This window comes from Micromonospora sp. PTRAS2 (assembly GCF_054052245.1).
This window is the reverse complement of sequence record NZ_JBSWBU010000003.1, coordinates 252863-276431: the sequence shown is the minus strand read 5'-3', so window position 1 is coordinate 276431 and position 23569 is coordinate 252863. Positions and strand designations below refer to the sequence as shown.

22 protein-coding genes are annotated in these 23569 nt (G+C 73.4%); 12 read left to right on the top strand and 10 right to left on the bottom strand.

Going from position 1 to position 23569, the window contains the following annotated elements:
• The first annotated feature begins 190 nt into the window (after positions 1-190).
• Both pcrA and ACVMYR_RS12050 read left to right on the top strand, forming a co-directional pair.
• Positions 191-2590, top strand: coding sequence for a DNA helicase PcrA (gene pcrA, locus ACVMYR_RS12055; RefSeq protein WP_457121837.1), 2400 nt, complete (start codon positions 191-193; stop codon positions 2588-2590).
• A 14-nt stretch (positions 2591-2604) separates the two neighbouring features.
• Positions 2605-2937, top strand: a complete 333-nt coding sequence (locus tag ACVMYR_RS12050) for a tetratricopeptide repeat protein (RefSeq protein WP_091276312.1) — start codon at positions 2605-2607, stop codon at positions 2935-2937.
• 54 nt (positions 2938-2991) lie between these two features.
• Here the strand turns inward: ACVMYR_RS12050 and ACVMYR_RS12045 are convergent, their stop codons facing one another.
• Positions 2992-3723 carry a M23 family metallopeptidase gene (locus tag ACVMYR_RS12045; RefSeq protein ID WP_457122045.1) on the bottom strand — a complete coding sequence of 244 codons (732 nt, stop codon included), beginning with the start codon at positions 3721-3723 and terminating at the stop codon, positions 2992-2994.
• Positions 3724-4053: 330 nt separating this feature from the next.
• Positions 4054-4767, bottom strand: a complete 714-nt coding sequence (locus ACVMYR_RS12040) for a M23 family metallopeptidase (protein WP_077938368.1) — start codon at positions 4765-4767, stop codon at positions 4054-4056.
• Positions 4768-5159: 392 nt separating this feature from the next.
• On the opposite strand from ACVMYR_RS12040, the gene ACVMYR_RS12035 reads away from it, so the two are divergent.
• From ACVMYR_RS12035 to sucD, 3 genes are all read left to right on the top strand, one after another.
• Positions 5160-5564, top strand: a complete 405-nt coding sequence (locus ACVMYR_RS12035; RefSeq protein WP_043965699.1) for a cobalamin B12-binding domain-containing protein — start codon at positions 5160-5162, stop codon at positions 5562-5564.
• A 423-nt stretch (positions 5565-5987) separates the two neighbouring features.
• Positions 5988-7166, top strand: a complete 1179-nt coding sequence (sucC, locus tag ACVMYR_RS12030; RefSeq protein WP_043965701.1) for an ADP-forming succinate--CoA ligase subunit beta — start codon at positions 5988-5990, stop codon at positions 7164-7166.
• 2 nt (positions 7167-7168) lie between these two features.
• The gene (gene sucD, locus ACVMYR_RS12025) at positions 7169-8056 is read left to right on the top strand and encodes a succinate--CoA ligase subunit alpha (protein WP_077938369.1); all 888 of its coding nucleotides are present in this window, start codon (positions 7169-7171) and stop codon (positions 8054-8056) included.
• An 85-nt stretch (positions 8057-8141) separates the two neighbouring features.
• Here the strand turns inward: sucD and ACVMYR_RS12020 are convergent, their stop codons facing one another.
• Complete coding sequence (locus ACVMYR_RS12020) at positions 8142-8405, bottom strand: hypothetical protein (RefSeq protein ID WP_043965704.1); 264 nt, start codon at positions 8403-8405, stop codon at positions 8142-8144.
• Between the two features lie 159 nt (positions 8406-8564).
• Between ACVMYR_RS12020 and ACVMYR_RS12015 the strand changes: the two genes are divergently transcribed.
• Positions 8565-9845 (top strand): cell division protein PerM, encoded by a 1281-nt coding sequence (locus ACVMYR_RS12015; protein WP_396793161.1) that lies wholly within the window; start codon positions 8565-8567, stop codon positions 9843-9845.
• Between the two features lie 126 nt (positions 9846-9971).
• On the opposite strand, the gene ACVMYR_RS12010 is transcribed toward ACVMYR_RS12015, so the two are convergent.
• Both ACVMYR_RS12010 and ACVMYR_RS12005 read right to left on the bottom strand, forming a co-directional pair.
• Positions 9972-10505 carry a DUF4190 domain-containing protein gene (locus tag ACVMYR_RS12010; RefSeq protein ID WP_363628788.1) on the bottom strand — a complete coding sequence of 178 codons (534 nt, stop codon included), beginning with the start codon at positions 10503-10505 and terminating at the stop codon, positions 9972-9974.
• A 28-nt stretch (positions 10506-10533) separates the two neighbouring features.
• Positions 10534-10788, bottom strand: a complete 255-nt coding sequence (locus ACVMYR_RS12005) for a CD225/dispanin family protein (RefSeq protein WP_228986539.1) — start codon at positions 10786-10788, stop codon at positions 10534-10536.
• Positions 10789-11083: 295 nt separating this feature from the next.
• Between ACVMYR_RS12005 and purN the strand changes: the two genes are divergently transcribed.
• From purN to mdh, 4 genes are all read left to right on the top strand, one after another.
• Positions 11084-11704 (top strand): phosphoribosylglycinamide formyltransferase, encoded by a 621-nt coding sequence (gene purN / locus ACVMYR_RS12000; RefSeq protein WP_229404680.1) that lies wholly within the window; start codon positions 11084-11086, stop codon positions 11702-11704.
• Positions 11701-13272: a bifunctional phosphoribosylaminoimidazolecarboxamide formyltransferase/IMP cyclohydrolase gene (gene purH, locus ACVMYR_RS11995; RefSeq protein WP_457121836.1), complete on the top strand. Its 1572-nt coding sequence runs from the start codon at positions 11701-11703 to the stop codon at positions 13270-13272. Before purN ends, purH begins: the two co-directional genes overlap by 4 nt.
• Positions 13273-13403: 131 nt before the next feature.
• The gene (locus ACVMYR_RS11990; RefSeq protein WP_043965711.1) at positions 13404-14264 is read left to right on the top strand and encodes a bifunctional methylenetetrahydrofolate dehydrogenase/methenyltetrahydrofolate cyclohydrolase; all 861 of its coding nucleotides are present in this window, start codon (positions 13404-13406) and stop codon (positions 14262-14264) included.
• A 201-nt stretch (positions 14265-14465) separates the two neighbouring features.
• On the top strand, positions 14466-15416 hold the full coding sequence (mdh, locus tag ACVMYR_RS11985; protein WP_043965712.1) for a malate dehydrogenase: 951 nt from the start codon (positions 14466-14468) through the stop codon (positions 15414-15416).
• 95 nt (positions 15417-15511) lie between these two features.
• On the opposite strand, the gene ACVMYR_RS11980 is transcribed toward mdh, so the two are convergent.
• Positions 15512-16309 carry an MBL fold metallo-hydrolase gene (locus ACVMYR_RS11980; protein ID WP_363628864.1) on the bottom strand — a complete coding sequence of 266 codons (798 nt, stop codon included), beginning with the start codon at positions 16307-16309 and terminating at the stop codon, positions 15512-15514.
• Between the two features lie 136 nt (positions 16310-16445).
• Between ACVMYR_RS11980 and ACVMYR_RS11975 the strand changes: the two genes are divergently transcribed.
• Positions 16446-17663, top strand: a complete 1218-nt coding sequence (locus ACVMYR_RS11975; protein ID WP_077938374.1) for an NADP-dependent isocitrate dehydrogenase — start codon at positions 16446-16448, stop codon at positions 17661-17663.
• A 315-nt stretch (positions 17664-17978) separates the two neighbouring features.
• On the opposite strand, the gene galT is transcribed toward ACVMYR_RS11975, so the two are convergent.
• From galT to ACVMYR_RS11955, 4 genes are all read right to left on the bottom strand, one after another.
• Positions 17979-19064, bottom strand: coding sequence for a galactose-1-phosphate uridylyltransferase (gene galT, locus ACVMYR_RS11970; protein ID WP_077938375.1), 1086 nt, complete (start codon positions 19062-19064; stop codon positions 17979-17981).
• Positions 19061-19930: a DeoR/GlpR family DNA-binding transcription regulator gene (locus ACVMYR_RS11965; protein WP_043965718.1), complete on the bottom strand. Its 870-nt coding sequence runs from the start codon at positions 19928-19930 to the stop codon at positions 19061-19063. Before ACVMYR_RS11965 ends, galT begins: the two co-directional genes overlap by 4 nt.
• Before the next feature lie 205 nt (positions 19931-20135).
• The gene (gene cysC, locus ACVMYR_RS11960) at positions 20136-21665 is read right to left on the bottom strand and encodes an adenylyl-sulfate kinase (RefSeq protein WP_043965720.1); all 1530 of its coding nucleotides are present in this window, start codon (positions 21663-21665) and stop codon (positions 20136-20138) included.
• Between the two features lie 97 nt (positions 21666-21762).
• Complete coding sequence (locus ACVMYR_RS11955; protein WP_396789157.1) at positions 21763-22359, bottom strand: DM13 domain-containing protein; 597 nt, start codon at positions 22357-22359, stop codon at positions 21763-21765.
• Between the two features lie 249 nt (positions 22360-22608).
• Here ACVMYR_RS11955 and ACVMYR_RS11950 point away from each other — a divergent pair, with 249 nt between their 5' ends.
• The gene (locus ACVMYR_RS11950) at positions 22609-23565 is read left to right on the top strand and encodes a polyphosphate polymerase domain-containing protein (RefSeq protein ID WP_396789156.1); all 957 of its coding nucleotides are present in this window, start codon (positions 22609-22611) and stop codon (positions 23563-23565) included.
• The last annotated feature ends 4 nt before the right edge of the window (positions 23566-23569 follow it).

Here is a 23569-nt window from a genome sequence, read left to right as displayed (position 1 = left end):
ATCGTGTACGGGGGAGGAAGTGGGGGTTCACCAGCCATCGTTGTGGATCGGGGACGGCCGCGCCAGAGCCGGACGGGTGACGGGTTGGTCTCTTCCTGGTGTCTCCCGGTCTCCCCGCTCGCCCCGACCGGTCGCGTCGGGGGCCGCGCTGTCGGGAAGTGTCCGGCCGGCGGCATAGACTCGCCGTGCGATGCAGCCTCTCTTCGACATCCCCGCGTCCCCGTCCGAGCCCGAGCCCGCGCAGGCCCCGCCGCGCCGGTCCGGCCCGGCCGTCCGCCTCGACCCGCAGGCCCTGGTGGAGGGCCTGAACGGCCCGCAGCGCGACGCCGTCGTGCACGCCGGCTCGCCGCTGCTCATCGTGGCCGGCGCCGGCTCGGGCAAGACCCGGGTGCTCACCCATCGGATCGCCTACCTGCTGGCGGCCCGGGACGTCCACCCCGGCGAGATCATCGCGATCACCTTCACCAACAAGGCCGCCGGCGAGATGAAGGAGCGGGTGACCCACCTCGTCGGCCCGCGCGCCCGGCTGATGTGGGTGTCGACGTTCCACTCGGCGTGCGTGCGCATCCTGCGGGCCGAGCACGAGCACGCCGGCCTGAAGTCGAGCTTCTCGATCTACGACGCCGACGACTCCCGCCGCCTGATGCAGCTCGTCGCCCGCGAGCTGGACCTGGACCCGAAGCGCTACCCGGCGCGCGGGCTGGCCGCCCAGGTGTCCAACCTGAAGAACGAGCTGGTCGACCCGGAGGAGTTCGCCGGCCGGGCCAAGGGGCCCAACGAACGGGCCCTCGCCGAGGCGTACACGCTCTACCAGCGGCGGCTGCGCGAGGCGCACGCGCTGGACTTCGACGACCTGATCATGACGACGGTGCACCTGTTCCAGTCGCACCCGCACGTCGCGGAGGGCTACCGCCGCCGGTTCCGGCACGTGCTGGTCGACGAATACCAGGACACCAACCACGCGCAGTACACCTTGATCAAGGAGCTGGTCTCCGGCACCGAGGGCATCGAGCCGGCGGAGCTGTGCGTGGTCGGCGACGCCGACCAGTCGATCTACGCGTTCCGGGGCGCGACGATCCGCAACATCCTGGAGTTCGAGCGTGACTTCACCGACGCCCGGACGATCCTGCTGGAGCAGAACTACCGCTCCACCCAGACCATCCTCAACGCCGCCAACGCGGTGATCGACCGCAACACCTCCCGCAAGCCCAAGCGCCTGTGGAGCGACGCCGGTGCCGGCGAGCAGATCGTCGGATATGTCGCCGACACCGAGCACGCCGAGGCCGACTGGGTGGGCCGGGAGGTCGACCGGCTGGTCGACGACGACGAGGCCCGCCCCGGCGACGTGGCGGTGTTCTACCGCACCAACGCCCAGTCCCGGGTGTTCGAGGAGGTGTTCATCCGGATCGGCCTGCCCTACAAGGTGGTCGGCGGGGTGCGCTTCTACGAGCGCAAGGAGGTCCGCGACGCTCTGGCTTACCTGCGGGCGGTGGTCAACGACGACGACACGGTCAGCCTGCGCCGCATCCTCAACACCCCCCGCCGGGGCATCGGCGAGCGCGCGGAGGCGTGCGTGGAGGCCCTGTCCAGCCGGGACCGCATCTCCTTCGGGGCGGCCCTGCGCCGGGCGGGCGACGCGCCGGGCATCTCCACCCGGGCGGCCAACGGCATCGGCGACTTCGTGGCGCTGCTCGACGGGGCCCGGGAACTGGCCGAGACCGGCACCCCGGAGGAGGTGCTGGAGGCGCTGCTGACCCGCTCGGGCTACCTGACCGAGCTGGAGGAGAGCCTCGACCCGCAGGACGCCGGCCGCGTCGACAACCTCCAGGAGCTGGTGAGCGTCGCCCGGGAGTACACGGAGCGGGTCGAGGCGCTGGGGGAGGAGGGGGAGCGGGCCACCCTCGCCGGCTTCCTGGAGCAGGTGGCGCTGGTCGCCGACGCCGACCAGATCCCCTCCGACGACCCCGACCACCAGGGCGTGGTCACCCTGATGACCCTGCACACCGCCAAGGGGCTGGAGTTCCCGGTGGTGTTCCTGACCGGGCTGGAGGACGGCGTCTTCCCCCACCTGCGCGCGCTGGGCGACACCCGGGAGCTGGAGGAGGAGCGGCGGCTGGCGTACGTGGGGATCACCCGCGCGCGGCAGCGCCTCTACCTGTCCCGGGCGGTGACCCGCTCGGCGTGGGGGCAGCCGGCCTACAACCCGCCGTCGCGGTTCCTGGAGGAGCTGCCGCCGGAGCTGGTCCGCTGGGAGCGCACCGAGGGGACGTACACCTCGTGGGGCGGCGGTGGCGGCGGCGTCGGCGGGCGCGCGGACCGCACGCCGCGCGGCGGCGGCTTCACCGGGGGCACCCCGAAGGCCGCGCAGCTCGCCAAGCGGCTCGGCGTCGACGGCAGCCGGCTGGCCACGGCCAGCGAGCTGCCCCAGGGCCCGAAGGTCGCGGCCGGGGACCGGGTCAACCACCAGCGGTACGGCCTGGGCCGGGTGCTCGCCGTGGAGGGGCACGGCCCGGGGGCGCGGGTGCAGATCGACTTCGGTGACCAGACGATGTGGCTGGTGCTGCGGCACGCCCCGATCGACAAGCTCTGAGCCGGCCGACGACCATGGACGAGACGCTCACCCGGATCAACGAGGGCGTGCAGTTGCACCACCAGCAGGGCCGGCGCGAGGAACTGCTCTGGGACCAGCGTGCCCTGGCGGCGGCCGACCTGCTCACCGACGACCGGGTGGCGCAGGCCGGGGTGCCGATGTCGGTGGCCGCTCTCTATCCGTCGCTGCACCTCAACCTCGGTGAGTGCTACCGCCGGCTCGGCGACCTCGACCGGGCCCGCGAGTGCCTCCGGCAGGCGCGGGCGGGCATCGGCGCGCTCGGCGACGACGCCTACGGGCAGCTGATCCGGGGCGGCCTCGACAGGCTGGCGCAGCAACTGGGCTGACCGGTGCGCCGGCCGCCGGTGGTTCCCTTCGGCGGCCGGCGCGTCGCCGGGCGGTCAGCAGGCCACGTCGATGCCCCGGGCGCGCAGGAACGGCGCCGGGTCGATCTGGTTCCACATCTGGCCCTCGTGCACCTCGAAGTGCAGGTGCGGGCCGGTCGAGTCGCCGGTGGAGCCCTCGTAGCCGATGACCTGGCCCGCCTTGACCTTGTCGCCGACGCCGACGGCGGTGCGGCTCTGGTGGGCGTAGTGGGTCAGGTAGCCGTTGCCGTGGTCGACGAAGACGGAGATGCCGTAGCCGTCGCCGACGTCGCCGGCCTTCACGACCGTGCCTGCGGCGGCGGCGTGGATCGGGGTGCCGGCGGGCATGGCGAAGTCGATGCCGGCGTGCAGGGCACCCCCGCGCGGGCCGTAGCAGGAGGTGATCGTCGCCCCCGCCATCGGGATGACCCAGGCGGGTGCGGGCTTGCTGGTCTTCTTCGGCGCGGGCTTCGGGGTCGGCTTGGGCTTGGGCTTCGGCTTGGCGCTGGCCTTCGTCGCCGTCGGGCTGGGGCTGGCGCTCGACGGGCTCGGCGAGACGGTGCTGGGACTGGCGGCGGGGCTGGCCGACTCACGGGCGGCGCGGTCGGCGCGGGCGGCGGCCTCGGCGCGGGCCGGGGCGTCGACCGCCACGGTGGCGGGGGCCGGGTCGTCGCCGGCGGTGGTGGCGACGGCGGCACCGGCGAGACCGAGCCCGAGCAGGGCGACCGCGCCGACGACCAGGGCCCGGGTGCCGGGCCGGGGGCGCATCCGGTGGCGGGCGGGCGCGTCGGGGGTGCTGCTGTTGCGGATGTTCTCTTCGTGCACGGCGGACCTACACCTTCGAGGGGACGTGGACCTCGAAATACTGGTGTTCGTGCTGGTGAGGAGGCGGGTGGGGGGACTGGGGAACCGGCGTGGGCGCGGGAGGACGGTGTCCGTAGCGTCCCGTGGTCGACCCGCCCGTCCGGATAATTGATCACCAGCGATGTGTGGCTGGTCACATCAGGGCCTGTGACGCAGCAGACATTCCGGCGCGGGCGCAACACGAAGAACCGCCCGGATCGGCTGATCCGGGCGGTCAACGGTCGATGCGTAGCGTCAGGAAGCGGCTACGTCGCTGTAGTACAGCTCGATTTGCATCTTGATGTCCACTCCGCGCTCCAGCAGCCACGGCACCGGGTCCAGCGGGTCCCCGTTGACATGGATCTCCAGGTGCAGGTGGGAGCCGTAGGAGTGGCCCGTGTTGCCGACCAGGCCGAGCTGGTCGCCGGCCTTGACCTGCTGCCCCTCCTTGACGCTCACCGCGGAGGAGTGGCCGTAGATGGCCTCGGTGCCGTCGGCGTGCTTGACGATCACCGCGTAGCCATAGCCGCCGAACCAGCCGGCCTTGGTGACGGTGCCCTCGTGGATGGCCACGTACGGGGTGCCCTCGGGGGCCACCAGGTCGATCCCGGTGTGCAGCTTGCCCCAGCGCATGCCGTAGGGGGAGTTGAAGTCGTAGCCCTGCAGCGGCAGGAGCCAGGTCTCCTGCTCGCCGGCCGCCTTCGTCTCGACCCGGCTGTCGCGGGAGGCCCGGTCGGCGGAGTCCGCGCGGGCCGCCGCGTCCTGGCTGGTGATGGAGGCCTGCTTCAGCTCGTCGAGGACCGACGGGCTGACGCTCTTGGCGTCCGGCAGGGCTCCCGCGCCGATCGCGACGATGCCGGCACCGACGAACGCGGTGGTGACGACGGCGGCGTAGCGGCTCCGCGGCGGGGTGGGTACGCGGCGGCGGCCGCGATATCGATCGGGCTCAGACGACAGGCGCTGGCGCACGCACACCCTCCGTTGTCGGGGTTCCGATGCGGTCGGCCGGCGCTCGTGAAGCGGTGGTGAACGTCGGCTGGCCGCGTCGTCACCCGTCCGTGGACCTGATGACAACCGTGGACACGGTAGCCAACCACCACGCCCGTCACAAGCCAGACGGGGTAATTGGCGTGTCGATCTGTCCGTTTACGTCCTTTATTGTCACGCCTCGTCACTTGGTCATACGTGCCCTCACCTGCCCGTTCGTCGCGCACCGTGACCGCTGTCGCCCGAATGTCCGACCCCCCGCCCCGGACCCCTAGGCTCCTCCTTCGAAGGGCCGGTCGGATTCCCTGCCGACGACCCGCCGGGTTACCGTTCGTTCAGGTGACAGTCGTAGCGCCCTCGAAAGGTGTCCGCTGATGAGCTCTCGTATCCGGGTCGTCGTCGCGAAGCCGGGCCTCGACGGCCACGACCGGGGGGCCAAGGTCGTCGCCCGCGCCCTCCGCGACGCCGGCATGGAGGTCATCTACACCGGCCTGCACCAGACCCCGGAGCAGATCGTCGAGACGGCCATCCAGGAGGACGCCGACGCGGTCGGGCTCTCGGTGCTCTCCGGCGCGCACATGACCCTGTTCCGGCGGGTCGTCGAGCTGCTGGGCGAGCGGGACGCGCAGGACATCGTCGTCTTCGGCGGCGGCATCGTCCCCGACGCCGACATCCCCGAGCTGGAGCAGCTCGGCGTCAAGAAGATCTTCACCCCGGGCGCGACCACGCAGTCGATCGTCGAGTGGGTGCGGGCCAACGTGGCCCAGCCGGTCGCCTGACCCGCGCCCCGGCACCTTTCCCCGGGCAGGGGGAGGGGCCGGACGCACCCCTCACACGTCCGGCCCCTCTATGCACGATGCCCCGCCGCCACCCCTCGACCGACAGGGCATCGGCCGTCTCCCGTCTTCGCGCTCAGCAGCACTCCGACACCTGACTCAACGACGCCCTGACCGTGGGGTTACGCCGACCTGGGAACATCGTCTGCGGAATTCCCACGCGCGCTGTTGCGCACCCCGCCGACGGCCGCGATCCCGCTGGTTGTGGAGTAGGGCACACCGCGCACCCGCTCGGTTGCCGCCGGTGCCGACCTCGCTAGGCTGCGCCCAATGGCCTGTTTCAACTGATGACAGGCGTCAAACTGATTCCACAACGCTGGTGGCGGCGCGACGGCGCGCCGCGGAGACGGGACGGGACGCGCAATCGTGGACCTGTACGAGTACCAGGGGCGGGACCTGTTCGAGCGGCACGGCTTGCCCGTGCTGGCCGGCGGCGTCGCCAACACCCCGGAGGAGGCCCGCGCGATCGCCGAACGCCTCGGCGGCCGGGTGGTCGTCAAGGCACAGGTGAAGGTCGGTGGCCGTGGCAAGGCCGGCGGCGTCAAGCTGGCCGAGGGCACGGATGAGACGGTGGCCCGCGCCACCGACATCCTCGGCATGGACATCAAGGGTCACACGGTCCACAAGGTCATGATCACCGTGACGGCGGACGTGGCCGAGGAGTACTACTTCTCCTACCTGCTCGACCGGGCGAACCGCACCTTCCTCTGCATCGCCAGCGTCGCCGGCGGCATGGACATCGAGCAGGTCGCCGCCGACACCCCGGACAAGGTCGTCAAGGCCCCGATCGACGCCGTCAAGGGCGTCGACGAGGCGAAGGCCCGCGAGATCGTCACCGCCGCCGGCTTCCCGGCCGACGTCGCCGACCAGGTCGTCGAGGTCGCCGTGGGCCTGTGGCAGGCGTTCGTCGCCGAGGACGCCACGCTGGTCGAGGTGAACCCGCTGGCCAAGACCGGCGACGGCAAGCTGCTGCTGCTCGACGCGAAGGTCACCCTGGACGAGAACGCCGCGTTCCGGCACCCGGACCACGAGGCGCTCGTCGACCAGGCCGCCGTGGACCCGCTGGAGCAGGCCGCGAAGGAGAAGGACCTCAACTACGTCAAGCTCGACGGCGAGGTCGGCATCATCGGCAACGGCGCGGGCCTGGTCATGTCCACCCTCGACGTCGTGGCCTACGCGGGCGAGCGGCACGGCAACGTCAAGCCGGCCAACTTCCTCGACATCGGCGGCGGCGCGAGCGCCGCGGTGATGGCCAACGGGCTGGAGATCGTCCTGTCCGACCCGTCGGTGCGCAGCGTCTTCGTCAACGTCTTCGGCGGCATCACCGCCTGCGACGAGGTCGCCAACGGCATCGTGCAGGCGCTGGCCCTGCTGGAGCAGCGCGGCGAGAAGGTCACCAAGCCGCTCGTCGTCCGGCTGGACGGCAACAACGCCGAGGCCGGCCGGGCGATCCTCGACGGCGCGAACAACCCGCTGGTGCAGCGGGTCGACACCATGGACGGCGCGGCCGAGCGGGCCGCCGAGCTGGCGGCTGCGGGGGTCTGACAATGGCTATCTGGCTGACCAAGGACTCGAAGGTCATCGTGCAGGGGATGACCGGCTCCGAGGGTTCCAAGCACACCCGGCGGATGCTCGCCGCCGGCACGAACGTCGTCGGCGGCACCAACCCGCGCAAGGCGGGCCAGAGCGTCGACTTCGACGGCACCGCGCTGCCGGTCTTCGCGACCGTCGCCGACGCGATGGCCGAGACCGGCGCCGACGTGACGGTCATCTTCGTCCCGCCGCAGTTCACCAAGGCCGCCGTGATCGAGGCGATCGACGCCGGGATCCCGCTGGCCGTGGTCATCACCGAGGGCGTGCCGGTGCACGACACCGCCGCCTTCTGGGCGTACAACGTGGCCAAGGGCGAGCGCACCCGGATCATCGGGCCGAACTGCCCCGGCATCGCCTCGCCGGGCGCGTCCAACGCCGGCATCATCCCGGCCGACATCACCGGCTCCGGCCGCATCGGCCTGGTCAGCAAGAGCGGCACCCTGACCTACCAGATGATGTACGAGCTGCGCGACATCGGCTTCTCGACCTGCGTCGGCATCGGCGGTGACCCGATCATCGGGACCACCCACATCGACGCCCTGGCCGCGTTCGAGGCCGACCCGGACACCGACGCCATCGTGATGATCGGCGAGATCGGCGGCGACGCCGAGGAGCGGGCCGCCGAGTTCATCAAGTCCCACGTCACCAAGCCGGTGGTCGGCTACATCGCCGGCTTCACCGCGCCCCCCGGCAAGACCATGGGCCACGCCGGCGCGATCATCTCCGGCTCGGCGGGCACCGCCGAGGCGAAGAAGGAGGCGCTGGAGGCCGTCGGCGTGAAGGTCGGCAAGACCCCGACCGAGACCGCCAAGCTCATGCGGGAGATCATGTCCGCCGGCTGACCGCCGCGAGACGCGCCGAGGGGGTCGACCGAGCCGGTCGGCCCCCTCGCGTCGTCACGTCGCCCGATCGTCGCGCATTGACGGGTCAGTTGTTGTTCCAGAACGGGTAGTTGCCGCTCGCCCGCAGGATCGCGCTGCCGATGATGTTGATCACGCCGAACGCGATGGCGAGGTAACCCAGCACCGGGGACTGGCCGTACCGCTTGGCGTCCCGGATCGACAGGTACCCGAAGATGATCCCCAGGATGCCGCAGCAGAGCAGGCCCAGGATGATGCCGAGCACGCCCCACAGCGTGGTGCGGTCCCGGCCCCCGGCCTGCGCAGGGGGCGGTGGATACGGAGCATTCACGGCTTCCTCCGAGCGGTCCGCGGCCGCGACAGGAATTCGCGTCCTGGGGCCGAGGCTAGACCGGATCGGGGGTGCCAGGTCGGTGGATCACCGAACTTCCGGCCGGTCGGGGGCGGTATCGGACTGCCCGCGACGGCGCGACGTGCCAGAGTAGAGCCGATGTCCTCCGTCACCCCTGACCAGCCCCGCCGCCCGGCCGCCAGGGTCGGCGCCGACGCCCGGCCCGCCGGCCGCGTCCCGGGCCCCCGGGGGCCCGCGCCCCGGCCCGGGGAGTCCCCCCGCGGTCGGGCCCCGCTCGCGGTGGCCGCCGGGGTCGCCGCAGCCTGGGCCGCGCTCACCTCCTACCTGCCGGTCGCCCTCGTGCTCGGGCTCGCCCAGCTCACCGAGGACGCCGGCTCCGTCACCGGCGCGCTGCGCGCCGGGCTCGCCGGCTGGCTGCTCGGCCACGGCGTCCCGCTCACCACCGACGCCGGGCCGTTCGGCCTGACCCCGCTCGCGCTGACCGCGCTGGCCGTCTGGCGGCTCACCCGCGCCGGGGTGCACGCCAGCCGGGCCATCGGGGCGCGGGGCGGGGGCTCCCCGCGCCAGGCGCTCACCGCCGCCGGCGCGGTCGGCATCGGGTACGCGCTGCTCGGCGCGCTCGCTGCCGTGCCCGCCGGTGCCGCCCCGGCCCGCGCCGGGGCGACGTTCGCCCTCGTCGGCACGCTCGCGGCCCTGGCCGGGGCGCTGCGGACCACCGCCGTGGCCCGCCTGCTCGCCGCCCGGGCCCCCACGCAGCTCCGGGACGGGGTGCGCACCGGCCTCGTCGCCGGGCTGCTGCTGCTCGGCGCGGGGGCCGGAGCAGCGGGGCTCGCGGTGGCCACCGGGGGCGGCGACGCCGCCGACATGATCGGCGCCTACCGCACCGGGGTGGCCGGGCAGGCCGGGATCACCCTGGTCAGCCTCGCCTACGCGCCGAACGCGACGATCTGGTCGGCCAGCTACCTGCTCGGCCCCGGGTTCGCCGTCGGCGTCGACACCGCCGTACGCACCAGCGAGGTCTCCGTCGGCGCGCTGCCGGCCGTGCCGCTGCTGGCGGGGCTGCCCAGCGGGCCCGTCGACGGCTACGGTGCGGGCCTGCTCGCCGTGCCCGTCCTGGCCGGTATGGCCGCCGGGTGGCTGCTCGCCCGCCGGCTGCTGCGGATCGCCGCCGAGGACCGCGCCGAGGTGGCCTGGCCGGCCCTGCTCGCCCCGGCGGCGCTGGCCGGCCCGGTCGCCGGGCTGCTGCTCGGCGCGCTCGCGGCGGTCTCCGGCGGCCCGCTCGGCGGCGGCCGGCTGGCCGAGATCGGCCCGGTCGGCTGGCAGGTGGCCGGGGTGGCCACCGCCGTGATCGCGGCCGGTGCCCTGCTCGGCGCCGCCGCCACCCGCGCGCTGCGCGGGAAAGGAAGGGCCCCCTCTTAACGCATACGGTAGAGAGGGGCGCCCCGCTCACACCTGCGCGAGGCGGGCGGGATGCGTCGAGGGGCGCCCCGGAGAACTCCGGAACGCCCCTCGCATGCCGTGCGACCAGGTGGCCTGGTGCCCGCCTCAGGTGGTGGGCAGGGTCACGTTCCCCACGATGCCGAGGATGAACAGCAGGACGCCGAGCCCGGCGCCGATCGCACCACAGATCAGGCCGGTCTTGGCCTGGCTGCCGTTGCTGGCCAGCCCCTGCGCCGCCTTCTGCTGGCCCAGGTAGCCGGTGACCACGGCGGCGATGCCGACCGGGACGCCCAGGTAGAGGCAGCAGACCAGCGGGATCGACGCGATGCCGAGGATCATCGACACCAGGCCGAGGGTGTTGTTCTGCCCCTGCGGCTGCGGGTAGCCGGCGTTCGGGTAGCCCGGCGCGGCCCCGTAGGGCGGCTGCTGAGCATACGGGTCCTGTCCGTACGGCTGGCCCGAGGTGGGCTGCCCGTACGGCGGCGGGGGCGGCGAGGCGTACGGGTCCTGCCCGTACGGCTGACCCGATGTCGGCTGCTGCCCGTACGGCGCCGGGGGCGGCGGGGCGTACGGGTCGTGGTACTGCGGCTGGTTCGGGTCGTGTGGCTGCTGGCCGTACGGGTCCTGACCGGGCTGCATGCGTCGGTGCTCCTTGCTTCGGGCTGAATCAGTAGCTGCTGGTGCTGCTGGCTCCACCCATGATCCCGGCAAGACCACCCAGCGCGCAGCACACGAGGACGATCACGAGCCAGACGATGCCGACGATCAGGGCCCACTTGGACCACTTCTTCGACTCGGCCGCCGCCGCCTGCGCCCCCGCGTAGTCACCCTGCTGGATCAGCGGGTTGACCTTCGACGCGTTGATGATGGCGGGGATGGCCAGCGGCCAGAACAGGAAGATGGCCACGATGGACATCGTCATGTTGTTATTGATCTGTTGCGGTTGGGGGGACTGGTAACCGGGCTGCATCCTGGGTGCTCCTCATTCCGTCGACACACCGCGCGTGTCGCGTCACTGACAGGTGCGGGACCCGGCCTGCGCCGGGCACCGAGCGACCGGCAGCGTACAGGGTCCGGGCGACAGGAAGTGTCACCGATTTCGGCCCGGACCTGGCCGCCCCGCGGGTTGCTGTGCGGCCCCGGGCCGTCTGCCCCGCGCGGCCCCGACCTGGACGCCCGCCCGGGGGTGGGCCCGACCTGCCCGATAGGGTGGCCGCGTGACCGAGCCCGCGTCCGTCGCCCGCATCGTCGTCCTCGTCTCCGGCTCCGGGAGCAACCTCCAGGCGCTGCTCGACGCCGCCGCCGACCCCGCGTACGGTGCCCGGGTCGTCGCCGTGGGCGCGGACCGTGACGGGATCGCGGGCCTGGACCGGGCCGCCGCCGCCGGGGTGCCGACCTTCGTCGAGCGGGTGAAGGACCACCCCACCCGGGCGGACTGGGACGCCGCGCTGACCAGGCAGGTCGCCGCGCACCGTCCCGACCTGGTGGTCTCCGCCGGCTTCCTCAAGCTGGTCGGCCCGGAGTTCCTCGCCGCCTTCGGCGACCGCTACCTCAACACCCACAACACGCTGCTGCCGGCGTTCCCCGGCATCCACGGCCCCCGCGACGCCCTCGCCTACGGCGTCAAGATCACCGGGGCCACCCTCTTCTTCGTCGACGCCGGCATGGACACCGGGCCGATCGTGGCCCAGGTCGCCGTCCCCGTGTGCGACGACGACGACGAGGAGACGCTCACCGAGCGCATCAAGTCCGCCGAGCGGCGTCAGCTCGTCGAGCAGGTCGGTCGGCTGGTCCGCGAAGGTTGGACGATCACCGGAAGAAAGGTCACGGTCCCGTGAGTTCCAGTCAGGACGAGCGCCGCCCGATCCGGCGGGCGCTGGTCAGCGTCTACGACAAGAGCGGCCTGGTCGAGTTGGCCCAGGCCCTGCACGCGGCCGGCGTGGAGATCGTCTCGACCGGCAGCACCGCGTCGACCGTCGCCGCCGCCGGGGTGCCGGTGACCCCGGTGGAGTCGGTGACCGGCTTCCCCGAGATCCTCGACGGCCGGGTCAAGACCCTGCACCCGCTGGTCCACGGCGGGCTCCTGGCCGACCTGCGCAAGCCCGCGCACGCCGCCCAGCTCGACGAGCACGGCATCGTCGGCATCGACCTGCTGGTGTCGAACCTCTACCCGTTCCAGGACACGGTCGCCTCCGGCGCCGACGTCGAGGAGTGCGTGGAGCAGATCGACATCGGCGGGCCGGCGATGGTGCGCGCCGCCGCCAAGAACCACGCGTCCGTCGCGGTGGTCACCGACCCGGCCGCGTACCCGGAGCTGGTGGCCGCCCTCGGCGCGGGCGGGTTCACCCTGGCCCAGCGCCGGGTGCTGGCGGCCCGCGCGTTCGCCGCCATCGCCGAGTACGACGTGGCCGTGGCGCAGTGGTGCGCGGCCACGCTCGCCCCCGACGCCGCCGGGTGGCCGGAGTTCGCCGGGCTGTCGCTGCGCCGCTCGGCGGTGCTGCGCTACGGCGAGAACCCGCACCAGGCCGCCGCCCTCTACGCCGACCCGGCCAGCCCCGCCGGCCTGGCGCAGGCGGAGCAGCTGCACGGCAAGGAGATGTCCTACAACAACTACGTCGACGCGGACGCCGCGTGGCGGGCGGCGAACGACTTCGCCGACCGGCCGGCCGTGGCGATCATCAAGCACGCCAACCCGTGCGGGATCGCCGTCGGGGCCGACGTCGCCGACGCGCACCGCAAGGCGCACGCGTGTGACCCGGTGTCGGCGTACGGCGGCGTGATCGCCGTCAACCGGCCGGTGACCGCCGAGCTGGCCCGGCAGGTCGCCGAGGTGTTCACCGAGGTGCTGGTGGCGCCGGGCTTCGACGAGGACGCGCTGGAGCTGCTGCGGGCGAAGAAGAACCTGCGGCTGCTGCGCGCCCCGGCGTACGCCCCGCTGCCGGCGGAGTGGCGGCAGGTCACCGGCGGGATGCTGGTGCAGACGCGCGACGCCGTCGACGCCGACGGCGACGACCCGGCCAACTGGCGGCTCGCCACCGGCGAGGCGGCCGACGAGGCGACCCTGCGCGACCTGGCGTTCGCCTGGCGGGCGGTGCGCGCGGTGAAGAGCAACGCGATCCTGCTGGCGAAGGACGGCGCGACCGTCGGCGTCGGCATGGGCCAGGTCAACCGGGTCGACTCGGCGCAGCTCGCCGTCACCCGGGCCGGTGCCGAGCGGGCGGTCGGCTCGGTCTGCGCCTCGGACGCGTTCTTCCCGTTCGCCGATGGCGCGCAGGTCCTCATCGCGGCCGGGGTGAAGGCGATCGTCCAGCCGGGCGGCTCGATCCGCGACGAGGAGGTCGCCGCCGCCTGCAAGGAGGCCGGCGTCACGCTCTACCTCACCGGCACCCGCCACTTCTTCCACTGACCCCGCCGGCTCGACCCGCCGATCCTGGCGGGTCGAGCCGCTGATGCCGCCGCCGCGCCCGCCCCGCTGCCTCGACCGGCCCGCCCCGGGTCCGCAGGCAGCGGGGCGGGCGGACGTGAGACGATCTGGGCGTGACGGCGACGATCCTGGACGGCAAGGCGACCGCGGCGGAGATCAAGGACGAGCTGCGGGCGCGGGTGAAGGCACTGGCGGAGCGGGGCGTCGTCCCCGGGCTGGGCACGGTCCTGGTCGGGGCCGATCCGGGCTCCCAGGCGTACGTCAACGGCAAGCACCGCGACTGCGCCGAGGTGGGGATCGCCTCGATCCGCCGCGAGCTGCCCGCCGACGCCACCCAGCAGCAGGTCGACGACGTCCTCGCCGAGCTGAACGCCGACCCGGCCTGCCACGGCTACATCGTCCAGCTTCCGCTGCCCGGTCACCTGGACACCCAGCGGGCGCTGGAGATGATCGACCCCGACAAGGACGCCGACGGCCTGCACCCGGTCAACCTCGGCCGGCTGGTCCTCGGCTACGACGGCCCGCTGCCCTGCACCCCGCGCGGCATCGTCGAGTTGCTCCGCCGGCACGACGTGCCGCTGCGCGGCGCGAACGTCGCCGTCGTGGGCCGGGGCAACACCGTCGGCCGTCCGCTGGGCCTGCTGCTGACCCGGCGCAGCGAGAACGCCACGGTCACCCTCTGCCACACCGGCACGCTCGACCTCGCCGGCCACACCCGCGCGGCCGAGATCGTGATCGTCGCGGCCGGGGTGCCGGGCCTGCTCACCGCCGACATGGTCACCCCCGGCGCGACGGTGGTCGACGTCGGCATCACCCGGGTGATCGGGGCGGACGGCAAGGGCCGCTACACCGGCGACGTCGACCCCGAGGTCGCCGAGGTGGCCGGCAAGGTGGTCCCGATGCCCGGCGGCGTCGGCCCGATGACGCGCGCCATGCTGCTGACCAACGTCGTGGAGCGGGCCGAGCGCGGCTGAGCCCCCCGCCGGTCCGGCGCGGCCGGGTCGTCCCGCCCTGCCGGGCCGGGCGCGGCTGAGCCCGACCCGGCAGTCGCCGGGGCGAACCCGGCGACGGTGACGTTCGCCCCATCCCGCCGATGGCCGCCGCCCCTGGCCGGTGGGCTGCCAGGATGACTGATACGGTCCGGAAAACGACTGGTAACAGGGAGTGGGACGACCATGGGTAAGAAGGTCACTGTCGTCGGGGCCGGCTTCTACGGCTCCACCACCGCGCAGCGCCTGGCCGAGTACGACGTCTTCGACACCGTCGTGATCACCGACATCGTGGAGGGCAAGCCCGCCGGCCTGGCCCTGGACCTCAACCAGTCGCGGGCCGTCGAGGGCTTCGAGACCAAGGTCGTCGGTGTCACCACCGGCCCGAACGGCGAGGGCTACGAGGCCATCGAGGGCTCGGACGTCGTGGTGATCACCGCCGGCCTCCCGCGCAAGCCGGGCATGAGCCGGATGGACCTGCTGGAGACGAACGCCAAGATCGTCCGCCAGGTCTCCGAGAACGTCGCCAAGTACGCCCCGAACGCCGTCGTCATCGTCGTGTCGAACCCGCTCGACGAGATGACCGCGCTGGCCCAGCTCGCCACCCAGTTCCCCAAGAACCGGGTGCTCGGCCAGGCCGGCATGCTCGACACCGCCCGGTTCACCAACTTCGTCGCCGAGGCGCTCGGCGTGCCGGTGCGGTCGGTGAAGACGCTGACCCTGGGCTCGCACGGCGACACCATGGTCCCGGTGCCGTCGCAGAGCACCGTCGACGGCAAGCCGCTGCGCGAGGCCATGCCGGCCGAGCAGATCGAGGAGCTGGTCGTCAAGACCCGCAACGGCGGCGCCGAGGTGGTCGCGCTGCTGAAGACCGGCTCGGCCTACTACGCCCCGTCGGCCGCCGCCGCCCGGATGGCCAAGGCCGTCGCGGAGGACTCCGGCGAGGTCATGCCGGTCTGCGCCTGGGTCGACGGCGAGTACGGCATCTCCGGCGTCTACCTGGGCGTCGAGGCCCAGATCGGCGCCGAGGGCGTCAAGCGGGTCGTCGAGACCGACCTCGACGCCGACGAGCTGGCCAGCCTCAAGGAGGCCGCCGAGGCCGTCCGCGCGAAGCAGGCCGACGTCGCCAGCATGTGAGTTCCGCGGAAGGGGCGGGCCGGCGACGCCGGGCCCGCCCCTTCGCCGTTTCCGCCGCCGTCCGAGCGGCCGGGATGTGGCAGGGCCGTCGGCGCTCAGAGCGCCACGAACGGCTCGCCCAGGTGCGGTGTGGCCAGGGCCGCCGGGCCCCGCGCGGCCAGGTCGCGCAGCAGCGCCGCCCGCGAGGCGCGCGCCGTCTCCGGCTGCTCCTCGTGGGCGTACGCCAGGTCGGGGTCGACGAGCTGGACCGCGTGCACCAGCAGGTCGCCCGTGACCAGCAGCCGCTCGTCGCCGGAGTCCACCAGCACCGACTGGTGGCCGGGGGTGTGCCCGGGCGTGCTCAGCACGCGTACCCCCGGGGTGAGCGGGGTGTCGCCGTCGAGGACCCGGAGCTGGCCGGCGGCGCGCAACGGCGCGACCAGGCCCGCCTCCAGCCCGGGGTTGAGCGAGGCGAGGGCGGCCAGCTCGGCGCGCTGGACGAGGTAGTCGGCGTTGCGGAACCAGGGGGTGCCGACGACGGCCCAGCCGACGTGGTCGGTGTGCAGGTGGGTCAGCACCACCGTGCGGACGTCGGCCGGGTCGATGCCGGCGGCGGCCAGCTCGGCGGGCAGCCGTCCGGGCACCGGGGCCCAGCTCGCGGCGGGCGCGTCGGCCGGGCCGATGCCGGCGTCGACCAGGGTGACCGGGCCGTCCCCGGCGCGCAGGGCGAAGCAGCGGAACGGCAGCCACCAGCGGCCGTCGTCGGTGACCGTGGCCGGGTCGCGCCGGTCGGCGGCGGCCCACTGCCCGGCCGTGGCGGCCGGGAACGCCTCCTCGCGCGGCTGGAAGAACGGCCCCTCCCCGTCGGTCAGGGCGGTGACCGTGATAGACCCGAGGGTGCGGCGCGGCGGCATCCGGCGATCGTGTCAGCCGTCGGCTGTGCCGTGCATCCCGTTTTCCCCGGCCAGCGCGGGCCGGCTGGGGACTGCGAGCCGGTTTCCAGTACGCTCGTACTGTTGAGCACGTGTCCCCCGAGAGGAGCGCCGGTCGATGGCGAAGATCAAGGTAAACAACCCGGTCGTTGAGCTCGACGGCGACGAGATGACCCGGATCATCTGGAAGCAGATCCGGGAGCAGCTGATCCTGCCCTACCTCGACGTCGACCTGCACTACTACGACCTCTCGATCCAGTACCGCGACTCCACCGACGACCAGGTCACCATCGACGCCGCCAACGCCATCAAGGAGCACGGCGTCGGCGTCAAGTGCGCCACCATCACCCCGGACGAGGCGCGAGTGGAGGAGTTCGGCCTCAAGAAGATGTGGCGGTCGCCGAACGGCACCATCCGCAACATCCTCGGCGGCGTCGTCTTCCGCGAGCCGATCATCATGTCGAACGTGCCGCGTCTCGTCCCGGGCTGGACCAAGCCGATCATCATCGGCCGGCACGCCCACGGCGACCAGTACAAGGCCACCGACTTCGTCGTCCCCGGCCCGGGCACGGTGACCATCACCTACACCCCGGCCGACGGCTCCGCCCCGGTCGAGATGGAGGTCGCCAACTTCCCCGGCGGCGGCGTCACCATGGGCATGTACAACTTCGACGACTCGATCCGCGACTTCGCCCGCGCCTCCATGCGCTACGGCCTGGACCGCGGCTACCCGGTCTACCTGTCGACGAAGAACACCATCCTCAAGGCTTACGACGGCCGGTTCAAGGACATCTTCGCCGAGGTGTTCGAGAACGAGTTCAAGGCCGAGTTCGAGGCCGCCGGCATCACCTACGAGCACCGGCTCATCGACGACATGGTGGCCGCCGCGCTCAAGTGGGAGGGCGGCTTCGTCTGGGCCTGCAAGAACTACGACGGTGACGTGCAGTCCGACACCGTGGCGCAGGGCTTCGGCTCGCTGGGCCTGATGACCTCGGTCCTGATGACCCCGGACGGCCGCACCGTCGAGGCGGAGGCCGCACACGGCACGGTGACCCGGCACTACCGGCAGTACCAGAAGGGCGAGAAGACCTCGACCAACCCGATCGCCTCGATCTACGCCTGGACCCGGGGCCTGGCCCACCGGGGCAAGCTGGACGGCACCCCGGCGGTCAGCGAGTTCGCCAACACGCTGGAGCAGGTCATCATCGACACCGTCGAGGGTGGCCAGATGACCAAGGACCTCGCGCTGCTGATCTCGCGCGACGCCCCGTGGCTGACCACCGACGAGTTCATGAACGCGCTGGACGAGAACCTGGCGCGTCGGCTCGCCGCCTGATCGCACCGCCGTACCGCCGAAGCCCGCCGGCCGCCCGCCGGCGGGCTTCGCCGCGTCTACGGCCGTCGCGCCGTCACCCCGGGTGAGGTGGCTCGTTGTGCAGGATGGACGTGGTGCCAGTCGCGTCCAGGGAGGTTGACCGCGGTCGCCGCGCGGCACGAGTGCCGATGAGCCAGCCTCCCCGGCTGTCGCACACAGCCAGCCGTCCCTTCCCTGCGGGGGGCCCGTCCCGGGCCCCCCGCGCCCTGTTGCGCTGCGTCCGCCTGCCCCGCCTGCCCCGCCTGTTAGCAGGGGGCCCCTGCTATACAGAAAGCGTTAACAGGGGGCCCCTCCTTTCAGCAGGGCGGCGGCGCGCTCCGGGGCGATGTCGTTGATGAACACCCCCATGCCCGACTCCGAGCCAGCCAGATACTTCAGCTTGTCCGTCGCCCGCCGGATGCTGAACAGCTGCAGGTGCAGGTGCCCCAGCTCACGGTCGATCCGCACCGGCGCCTGGTGCCAGGCCGCGATGTACGGCATCGGCATGTCGAACAGGGCGTCGAAGCGGCGCAGCAGGTCCAGGTAGAGCGGGCCGAACGCGTCCCGCTCGGCGTCGGTCAGGGCGGGGATGTCCGGCACCGGCCGGTGCGGCGCGACGTGCACCTCGAACGGCCAGCGGGCCGCCGCCGGCACGTACGCCGTCCAGTGCTCGTTGGCCGCCACCACCCGTGTGCCGGCGGCGCGCTCGGCGGCGAGCACGTCGGCGTAGAGGTTGCCGCCGCCGGTGCGCTCGGCGTGGCGGCGGGCCGCGCCGAGCATCGCCCGGGTGCGCGGCGTGACGAACGGGTACGCGTAGATCTGGCCGTGCGGGTGGTGCAGGGTCACCCCGATCTCCACGCCCCGGTTCTCGAAGCAGAAGATCTGCTCCACCCCGGGCAGCTCGGCCAGCGCCGCCGTGCGGTCGGCGAGGGCGTCGAGGACCGTGCGTACCCGGGCCGGCGGCAGGCCGGCGAACGAGGTGTGGTGGTCGTCGGTGAAGCAGACCACCTCGCACCGCCCCTGGCCCGGCCGGACCGGGGTGAACGGGGTGATCTCCGCCGGTTCGGAGGCGATGCGCTGGCTCAGCGACGGGAACCGGTTCTCGAAGACGGCCACGTCGTAGTCCGGGGCCGGGATCTCGCTGAGCCGGTCGCCCCGGGACGGGCAGAGCGGGCACTGGTCGGCCGGGGGGAGGAAGATCCGGCTCTGCCGGTGCACGGCGACCGCCACCCACTCGTCGGTGAGCGGGTCGTACCGCAGCTGGGACGCGGGCGGCGGCGGCGGAAGCTCGCGCCGGTCCGGCTGGTCGCGGACCGCGTCGTCCCGCTCGTCGAAGTAGATCAGCTCCCGGCCGTCGGCCAGCTCGATCGTCGTACGCTTCACTCCGCCGTTCCCTCCCTCGTCGGCGCGGCCACGCGGCCGGGGCCACGATCCGGGGCCGGCGTCCGACCCGGTGCCGATCTGCTCGTCGTCCCCGCCCCCGCGACCAGGACCAGCTCGCCGACCCGCTCGTCGAGCACCTGTCGGGCCTGCGGGTCGAGCCGGTCGTCGGTGACCAGCACGTCGGCGGCGGACAGCTCGACGATCGAGGAGATGCCGACGGTGCCCCACTTGGTGTGGTCCGCGAGCACGACCAGCCGGTCGGCGGCGGCCACCAGGGCCCGGTCGGTCTCGGCCTCCATCAGGTTGGGGGTGGTGAAGCCGGCCCGCTCGCTGATCCCGTGCACGCCGAGGAAGAGCAGGTCCAGGTGCAGCGACCGGATCGCCGCGACCGCGAGGGGCCCGACCAGCGCGTCGGACGGCGTCCGCACCCCGCCGGTGAGCACCACGGTCTGGTCGGTGCGGTCCCCGGCGTGCAGGATCTCGGCGACCGGCAGAGAATTGGTCACCACGGTCAGCCCCGGCACGTCGACCAGCCGGCGGGCCAGCTCGGCCGTGGTGGTGCCGGCGGAGAGGGCGACCGCCGCGCCGGGACGCACCAGCTCGGCGGCGCGGGCGGCGATGGCCGCCTTCTCCGGCAGCTGGCGCACCGACTTCGCGTGGAAGCCCGGCTCGTGGGTGGAGCCGGGGCCGGTCGTGGTGGCGCCGCCGTGCACCTTGGCCAGCACGCCCTGCTCGTGCAGCGTGTCCAGGTCGCGCCGGATCGTCATGTCGGAGACGCCGAACTCGGCGGCCAGCTCGGTCACCCGGACGCCGCCGGTGGCCCGGACGCGCTCCAGGATGGCCGCCTGCCGTTGCCGCGCCAGCATTCCGCACCTCCGGTTCCCGCGCCCACTTCTCACGTGGTCGCACGCGTTCCAACAAAGGTGAACACTAGCGCGGTGGGTGGCCGTTGCGGAAGCGGAGCCGTAGGGGGCGGTGGGCACCGGACACGTGCCCGGCGCACGCACCGCCGCCCGGCCCCCTCGACGGAGAGGAGGACCGGGCGGCGGCGACGGGTCGGGAGGCGGCGGGTCAGGTGGACTGGAGGCGCGGCTCCACCCAGCCGGTCTCGGTCAGGTGGTGCATCACCGCCTGCACCGCCTCGTCGATCGACATCCCGGTGGTGTCGACCACGACGTCGGCGTCCGTGGGCACCTCGTACGGGTCGTCGATGCCCGTCATGCCCGTGAGCAGGCCGGCGCGGGCGCGGGCGTACAGGCCCTTGCGGTCACGCTGCTCGCACACCTCGATCGGGGTCGCCACGTGCACCAGCACGAAACCGGCCCCGGCCGCGTGCGCCATCTCCCGGGCGGTGGTCCGCGCCGCCGCGTACGGGGCGATCGGGCAGCAGATGCCGACCCCCCGGTGCCGGGCGATCTCGGCCGCCACCCAGCCGATCCGCCGGACGTTCAGGTCCCGGTCGGCCTTGCTGAAGGTCAGCCCGGCGGACAGCTCCCGGCGCACCACGTCGCCGTCGAGCAGGGTCACCGTGCGGTCGCCGCCCTCGCGCAGCACGTCCGCCAGGCCCCGGGCGATGGTCGACTTGCCGGAGCCGGAGAACCCGGTGAGAAACACCACGAGCCCCCGGTGCCGCCGGGGCGGCCGGGCCCGCACCAGTTCCTTCGCCACGGCCGGCGGGGTGTGCCACTCGGGCAGCGGGAAGCCCCGGTCGAGCAGGTCGTCGATCTCCGCCTGGCTGAGCGCCAGCCGGCGGTTGCGCGGCGGGATGTCCTCCCGCCAGCGCCACTGCCCGTCCCGGTTGTCGTAGGCCAGCTCGCGGGGCACCAGCACCCGCAGCCCCGCGCCGGAGAGCATCTCGCCGGTGGAGAGCAGGTGGGTCACCCCGTACGCGGCGGCGACCCGGGCCTGGAGCAGGGCGTCGCTGATCTCGTCCCGGCGGCGGGCCAGCGGCACCGCGACCAGGGTCGCCGGGGGCATCCGGTCCCGGGCGGCGAAGACCGCCCGCACCAGCGACTCGGAGGGCAGCCCGTTGATCGGCCCCTCGCCGACCGGGATCATCACCAGCAGGTGCGCGCCCAGCGTGCGGGCCGCGTGGGCGATCTGCGCGAGCTGCGGTCGGTGCAGCGGGCGGTCGGCGAGCACCCCCAGCACCCGGCCCGGGGGCAGCAGCGCCCGGATCTCCTCCGGGCTGCGGCGCAGCCGCTGGAACGGGCCGTGGCCGCCGTCGCCGAGCCGGCGCACCGTGCCGCCCACCCCGGCGACGCCCTCGCGGGCCGACCACACGTCGGTCACCTCCAGCGAGGCCACCGGGGCGCCCTCGCCGTCGGACAGCACCAGCACCCGGCGGGCCGGATCGGCCGGATCCAGACCGTCGGCGACCGCCGCCGGCACCTGGAGGGCCACCGGCACCTGCCACGGCGCCCCGTCCGCGAGCCGGCCCCGCCGGCTCACCGAGGCCAGATCCGCCCGGGTCATGAAGCCGGTCAGGGGCGCGTACGCCCCCGAGACCAGCAACTCGAGATCGGCCAGCTCCCCGGGCCGCGGCGTGTACGCCGGCGCGTCCCGAAGCACCTCGTCGGGCAGCACCCACCCGTTGCTCATCGCACCCCCAACTTTCGGCCGGCTCACAGTTTCTCAGCCCGTCGCCGATCGGTCGAGAGTGCCATTCCCATCACTAGGGGTTGATCCCCGCCACGGATCAGGCGGCGGCCCGCAGCGGAGCCGCGCCGAACGAGACCGAGAACCGCTTGCACCAGATCGAGACGCTGGTCAGGGCGGTCAGGTCGGTGCCCGCCGGGATGTCGTACGCCTGGTCGCCCCGGTTTCCCTTCAGCCGGCCCAACTCCACCCGACGACCGTCGTCGAAGACCCGCCAGCCGGCGACCCCCTCGCGCACCGGCTGATCGGTGAGCCAGACGCGGAGGTCCGGCCCGTTGCTGGTGTCCAGCCCGACGAGTTCCAGGCGGTGCCGCCCGTCGGCGGTCCGGACGATCCGGGCGCTGCCCGACGTGTCGTGCTCGTGGGTGACGAAGTCGCCCCGGCTCACCAGCGTGGGCCCGGCGGGGGTGGGCGCGGCGGCCGGGCTGCCGGCGGAACCGGGGCCGGTCGTGGGCGTGCCGGCGGGACCCGGCGCGGCCGGGACGGTGGTGGCCGCCACGGCCGACAGCGTCTCGTCGACCTCGGTGTCGGTGACCAGCTTCCAGGGTTGGAACCAGGCCAGGCCGGCGGCGGCCCCGGCGGCGACCACGGCGACCGCGAACCAGGTCAGCGGCTTGTGCAGCAGGCGGGCGATCATGCGTCCAGTCTCGCCCGGCCCGCGCCCGGCGGCACCGGTCGCGCCGGTTACGGAAGCCTTACCGGCGCGTCGGCCGCCCGTCACCTGCCGTCCATAGCCCGTCCACAGGTCGTTCATACGCCGTTCGCATGCCCGACCGGTTGGCTGCCCTTCGACCGATCCGCGCCGTCAGGCCGCGAACCGCGCCGCCAGAGGGCGATCCGCGCAGACAGAGGCGATCCGCGCCGCCAGACCGGAGGAAGTGCGTCCATGCGTCTACGGTTTCCCCGCCGAGCCCGCCCCCCGGAGCCGGCCGCCGACCGCCGGTACGAACCGGCCCCCGCCCGGCCCGACGGCGATCCGGCCCCCGACGCGGGCCCACCGACCGCGGACCTGTCGCCCGCCGGCCGGGACCGGGCGGGGCACGCGCTGCGCGCGCCGAGCAAGCTGCACGCCTTCAACCGGTACGAGATCAAGTACCTCGTGGACGCCGCGAAGGTGCCGGGGCTGCGGCGGGAACTGGCCGCGCGGATGGCCCCGGACAGCTTCGCCGGCACCGCCGGGTACGGCGTGTGGAGCGTCTACTACGACACCGCCGACCTGCGGTTCTACTGGGAGAAGATCGAGGGGCTCAGGTTCCGCCGCAAGCTGCGCGTGCGCCACTACGGCGACCGGTCCACCATCGACGACGACACCACCGTGTACGTCGAGATCAAGCAGCGGGTCAACCGGGTCACCCAGAAGCGTCGCATCGCCCTGCCGTACCGGGTGGCGAGGCGGCTGCTCGACGAGCGGGCGCTGATCGAGCACGACCCGTCCCAGCGGGGGTTCGTCGAGGAGGTCCTCGAACTCGTCTCCGGGCTCGACCTGCGGCCGGTGGCGATGACCGGGTACCACCGCGAGGCGTACGTCGGCCAGGACGCCGACCTCGGCCTGCGGGTCACCCTCGACCACCGGGTCCGGGGCCGGGACCGCGACTTCCACCTCGGCGCGGACGCCGAGAACCGGCTCATCGTGCCGGCCCGCCTCGCGGTCGTCGAGATCAAGGCCAACGAGCGGGTGCCGTACTGGCTCACCGACCTCGCCGCCCGCGCCGAACTGTCGGTGGTGCGGGTCTCCAAGTACTGCCAGAGCGTCGAGGCGTTCGGCCGCGCCCCGCGCTCGCTCTTCCATGTCCAGGACGACGACCCCGCCGCCGCGCTGGCGGCGGCCACCTTCGAGAAGTGAGGCC

Coding starts and splice junctions, on each gene's coding strand:
- pcrA (WP_457121837.1), top strand. CDS start 191: ATGCAGCCTCTCTTCGACATCCCCGCGTCCCCGTCCGAGCCCGAGCCC.
- ACVMYR_RS12050 (WP_091276312.1), top strand. CDS start 2,605: ATGGACGAGACGCTCACCCGGATCAACGAGGGCGTGCAGTTGCACCAC.
- ACVMYR_RS12045 (WP_457122045.1), bottom strand. CDS start 3,723: ATGCGCCCCCGGCCCGGCACCCGGGCCCTGGTCGTCGGCGCGGTCGCC.
- ACVMYR_RS12035 (WP_043965699.1), top strand. CDS start 5,160: ATGAGCTCTCGTATCCGGGTCGTCGTCGCGAAGCCGGGCCTCGACGGC.
- sucD (WP_077938369.1), top strand. CDS start 7,169: ATGGCTATCTGGCTGACCAAGGACTCGAAGGTCATCGTGCAGGGGATG.
- ACVMYR_RS12015 (WP_396793161.1), top strand. CDS start 8,565: ATGTCCTCCGTCACCCCTGACCAGCCCCGCCGCCCGGCCGCCAGGGTC.
- ACVMYR_RS12010 (WP_363628788.1), bottom strand. CDS start 10,505: ATGCAGCCCGGTCAGGACCCGTACGGCCAGCAGCCACACGACCCGAAC.
- ACVMYR_RS12005 (WP_228986539.1), bottom strand. CDS start 10,788: ATGACGATGTCCATCGTGGCCATCTTCCTGTTCTGGCCGCTGGCCATC.
- mdh (WP_043965712.1), top strand. CDS start 14,466: ATGGGTAAGAAGGTCACTGTCGTCGGGGCCGGCTTCTACGGCTCCACC.
- ACVMYR_RS11980 (WP_363628864.1), bottom strand. CDS start 16,309: ATGCCGCCGCGCCGCACCCTCGGGTCTATCACGGTCACCGCCCTGACC.
- ACVMYR_RS11975 (WP_077938374.1), top strand. CDS start 16,446: ATGGCGAAGATCAAGGTAAACAACCCGGTCGTTGAGCTCGACGGCGAC.
- ACVMYR_RS11965 (WP_043965718.1), bottom strand. CDS start 19,930: ATGCTGGCGCGGCAACGGCAGGCGGCCATCCTGGAGCGCGTCCGGGCC.
- cysC (WP_043965720.1), bottom strand. CDS start 21,665: ATGAGCAACGGGTGGGTGCTGCCCGACGAGGTGCTTCGGGACGCGCCG.
- ACVMYR_RS11955 (WP_396789157.1), bottom strand. CDS start 22,359: ATGATCGCCCGCCTGCTGCACAAGCCGCTGACCTGGTTCGCGGTCGCC.
- ACVMYR_RS11950 (WP_396789156.1), top strand. CDS start 22,609: ATGCGTCTACGGTTTCCCCGCCGAGCCCGCCCCCCGGAGCCGGCCGCC.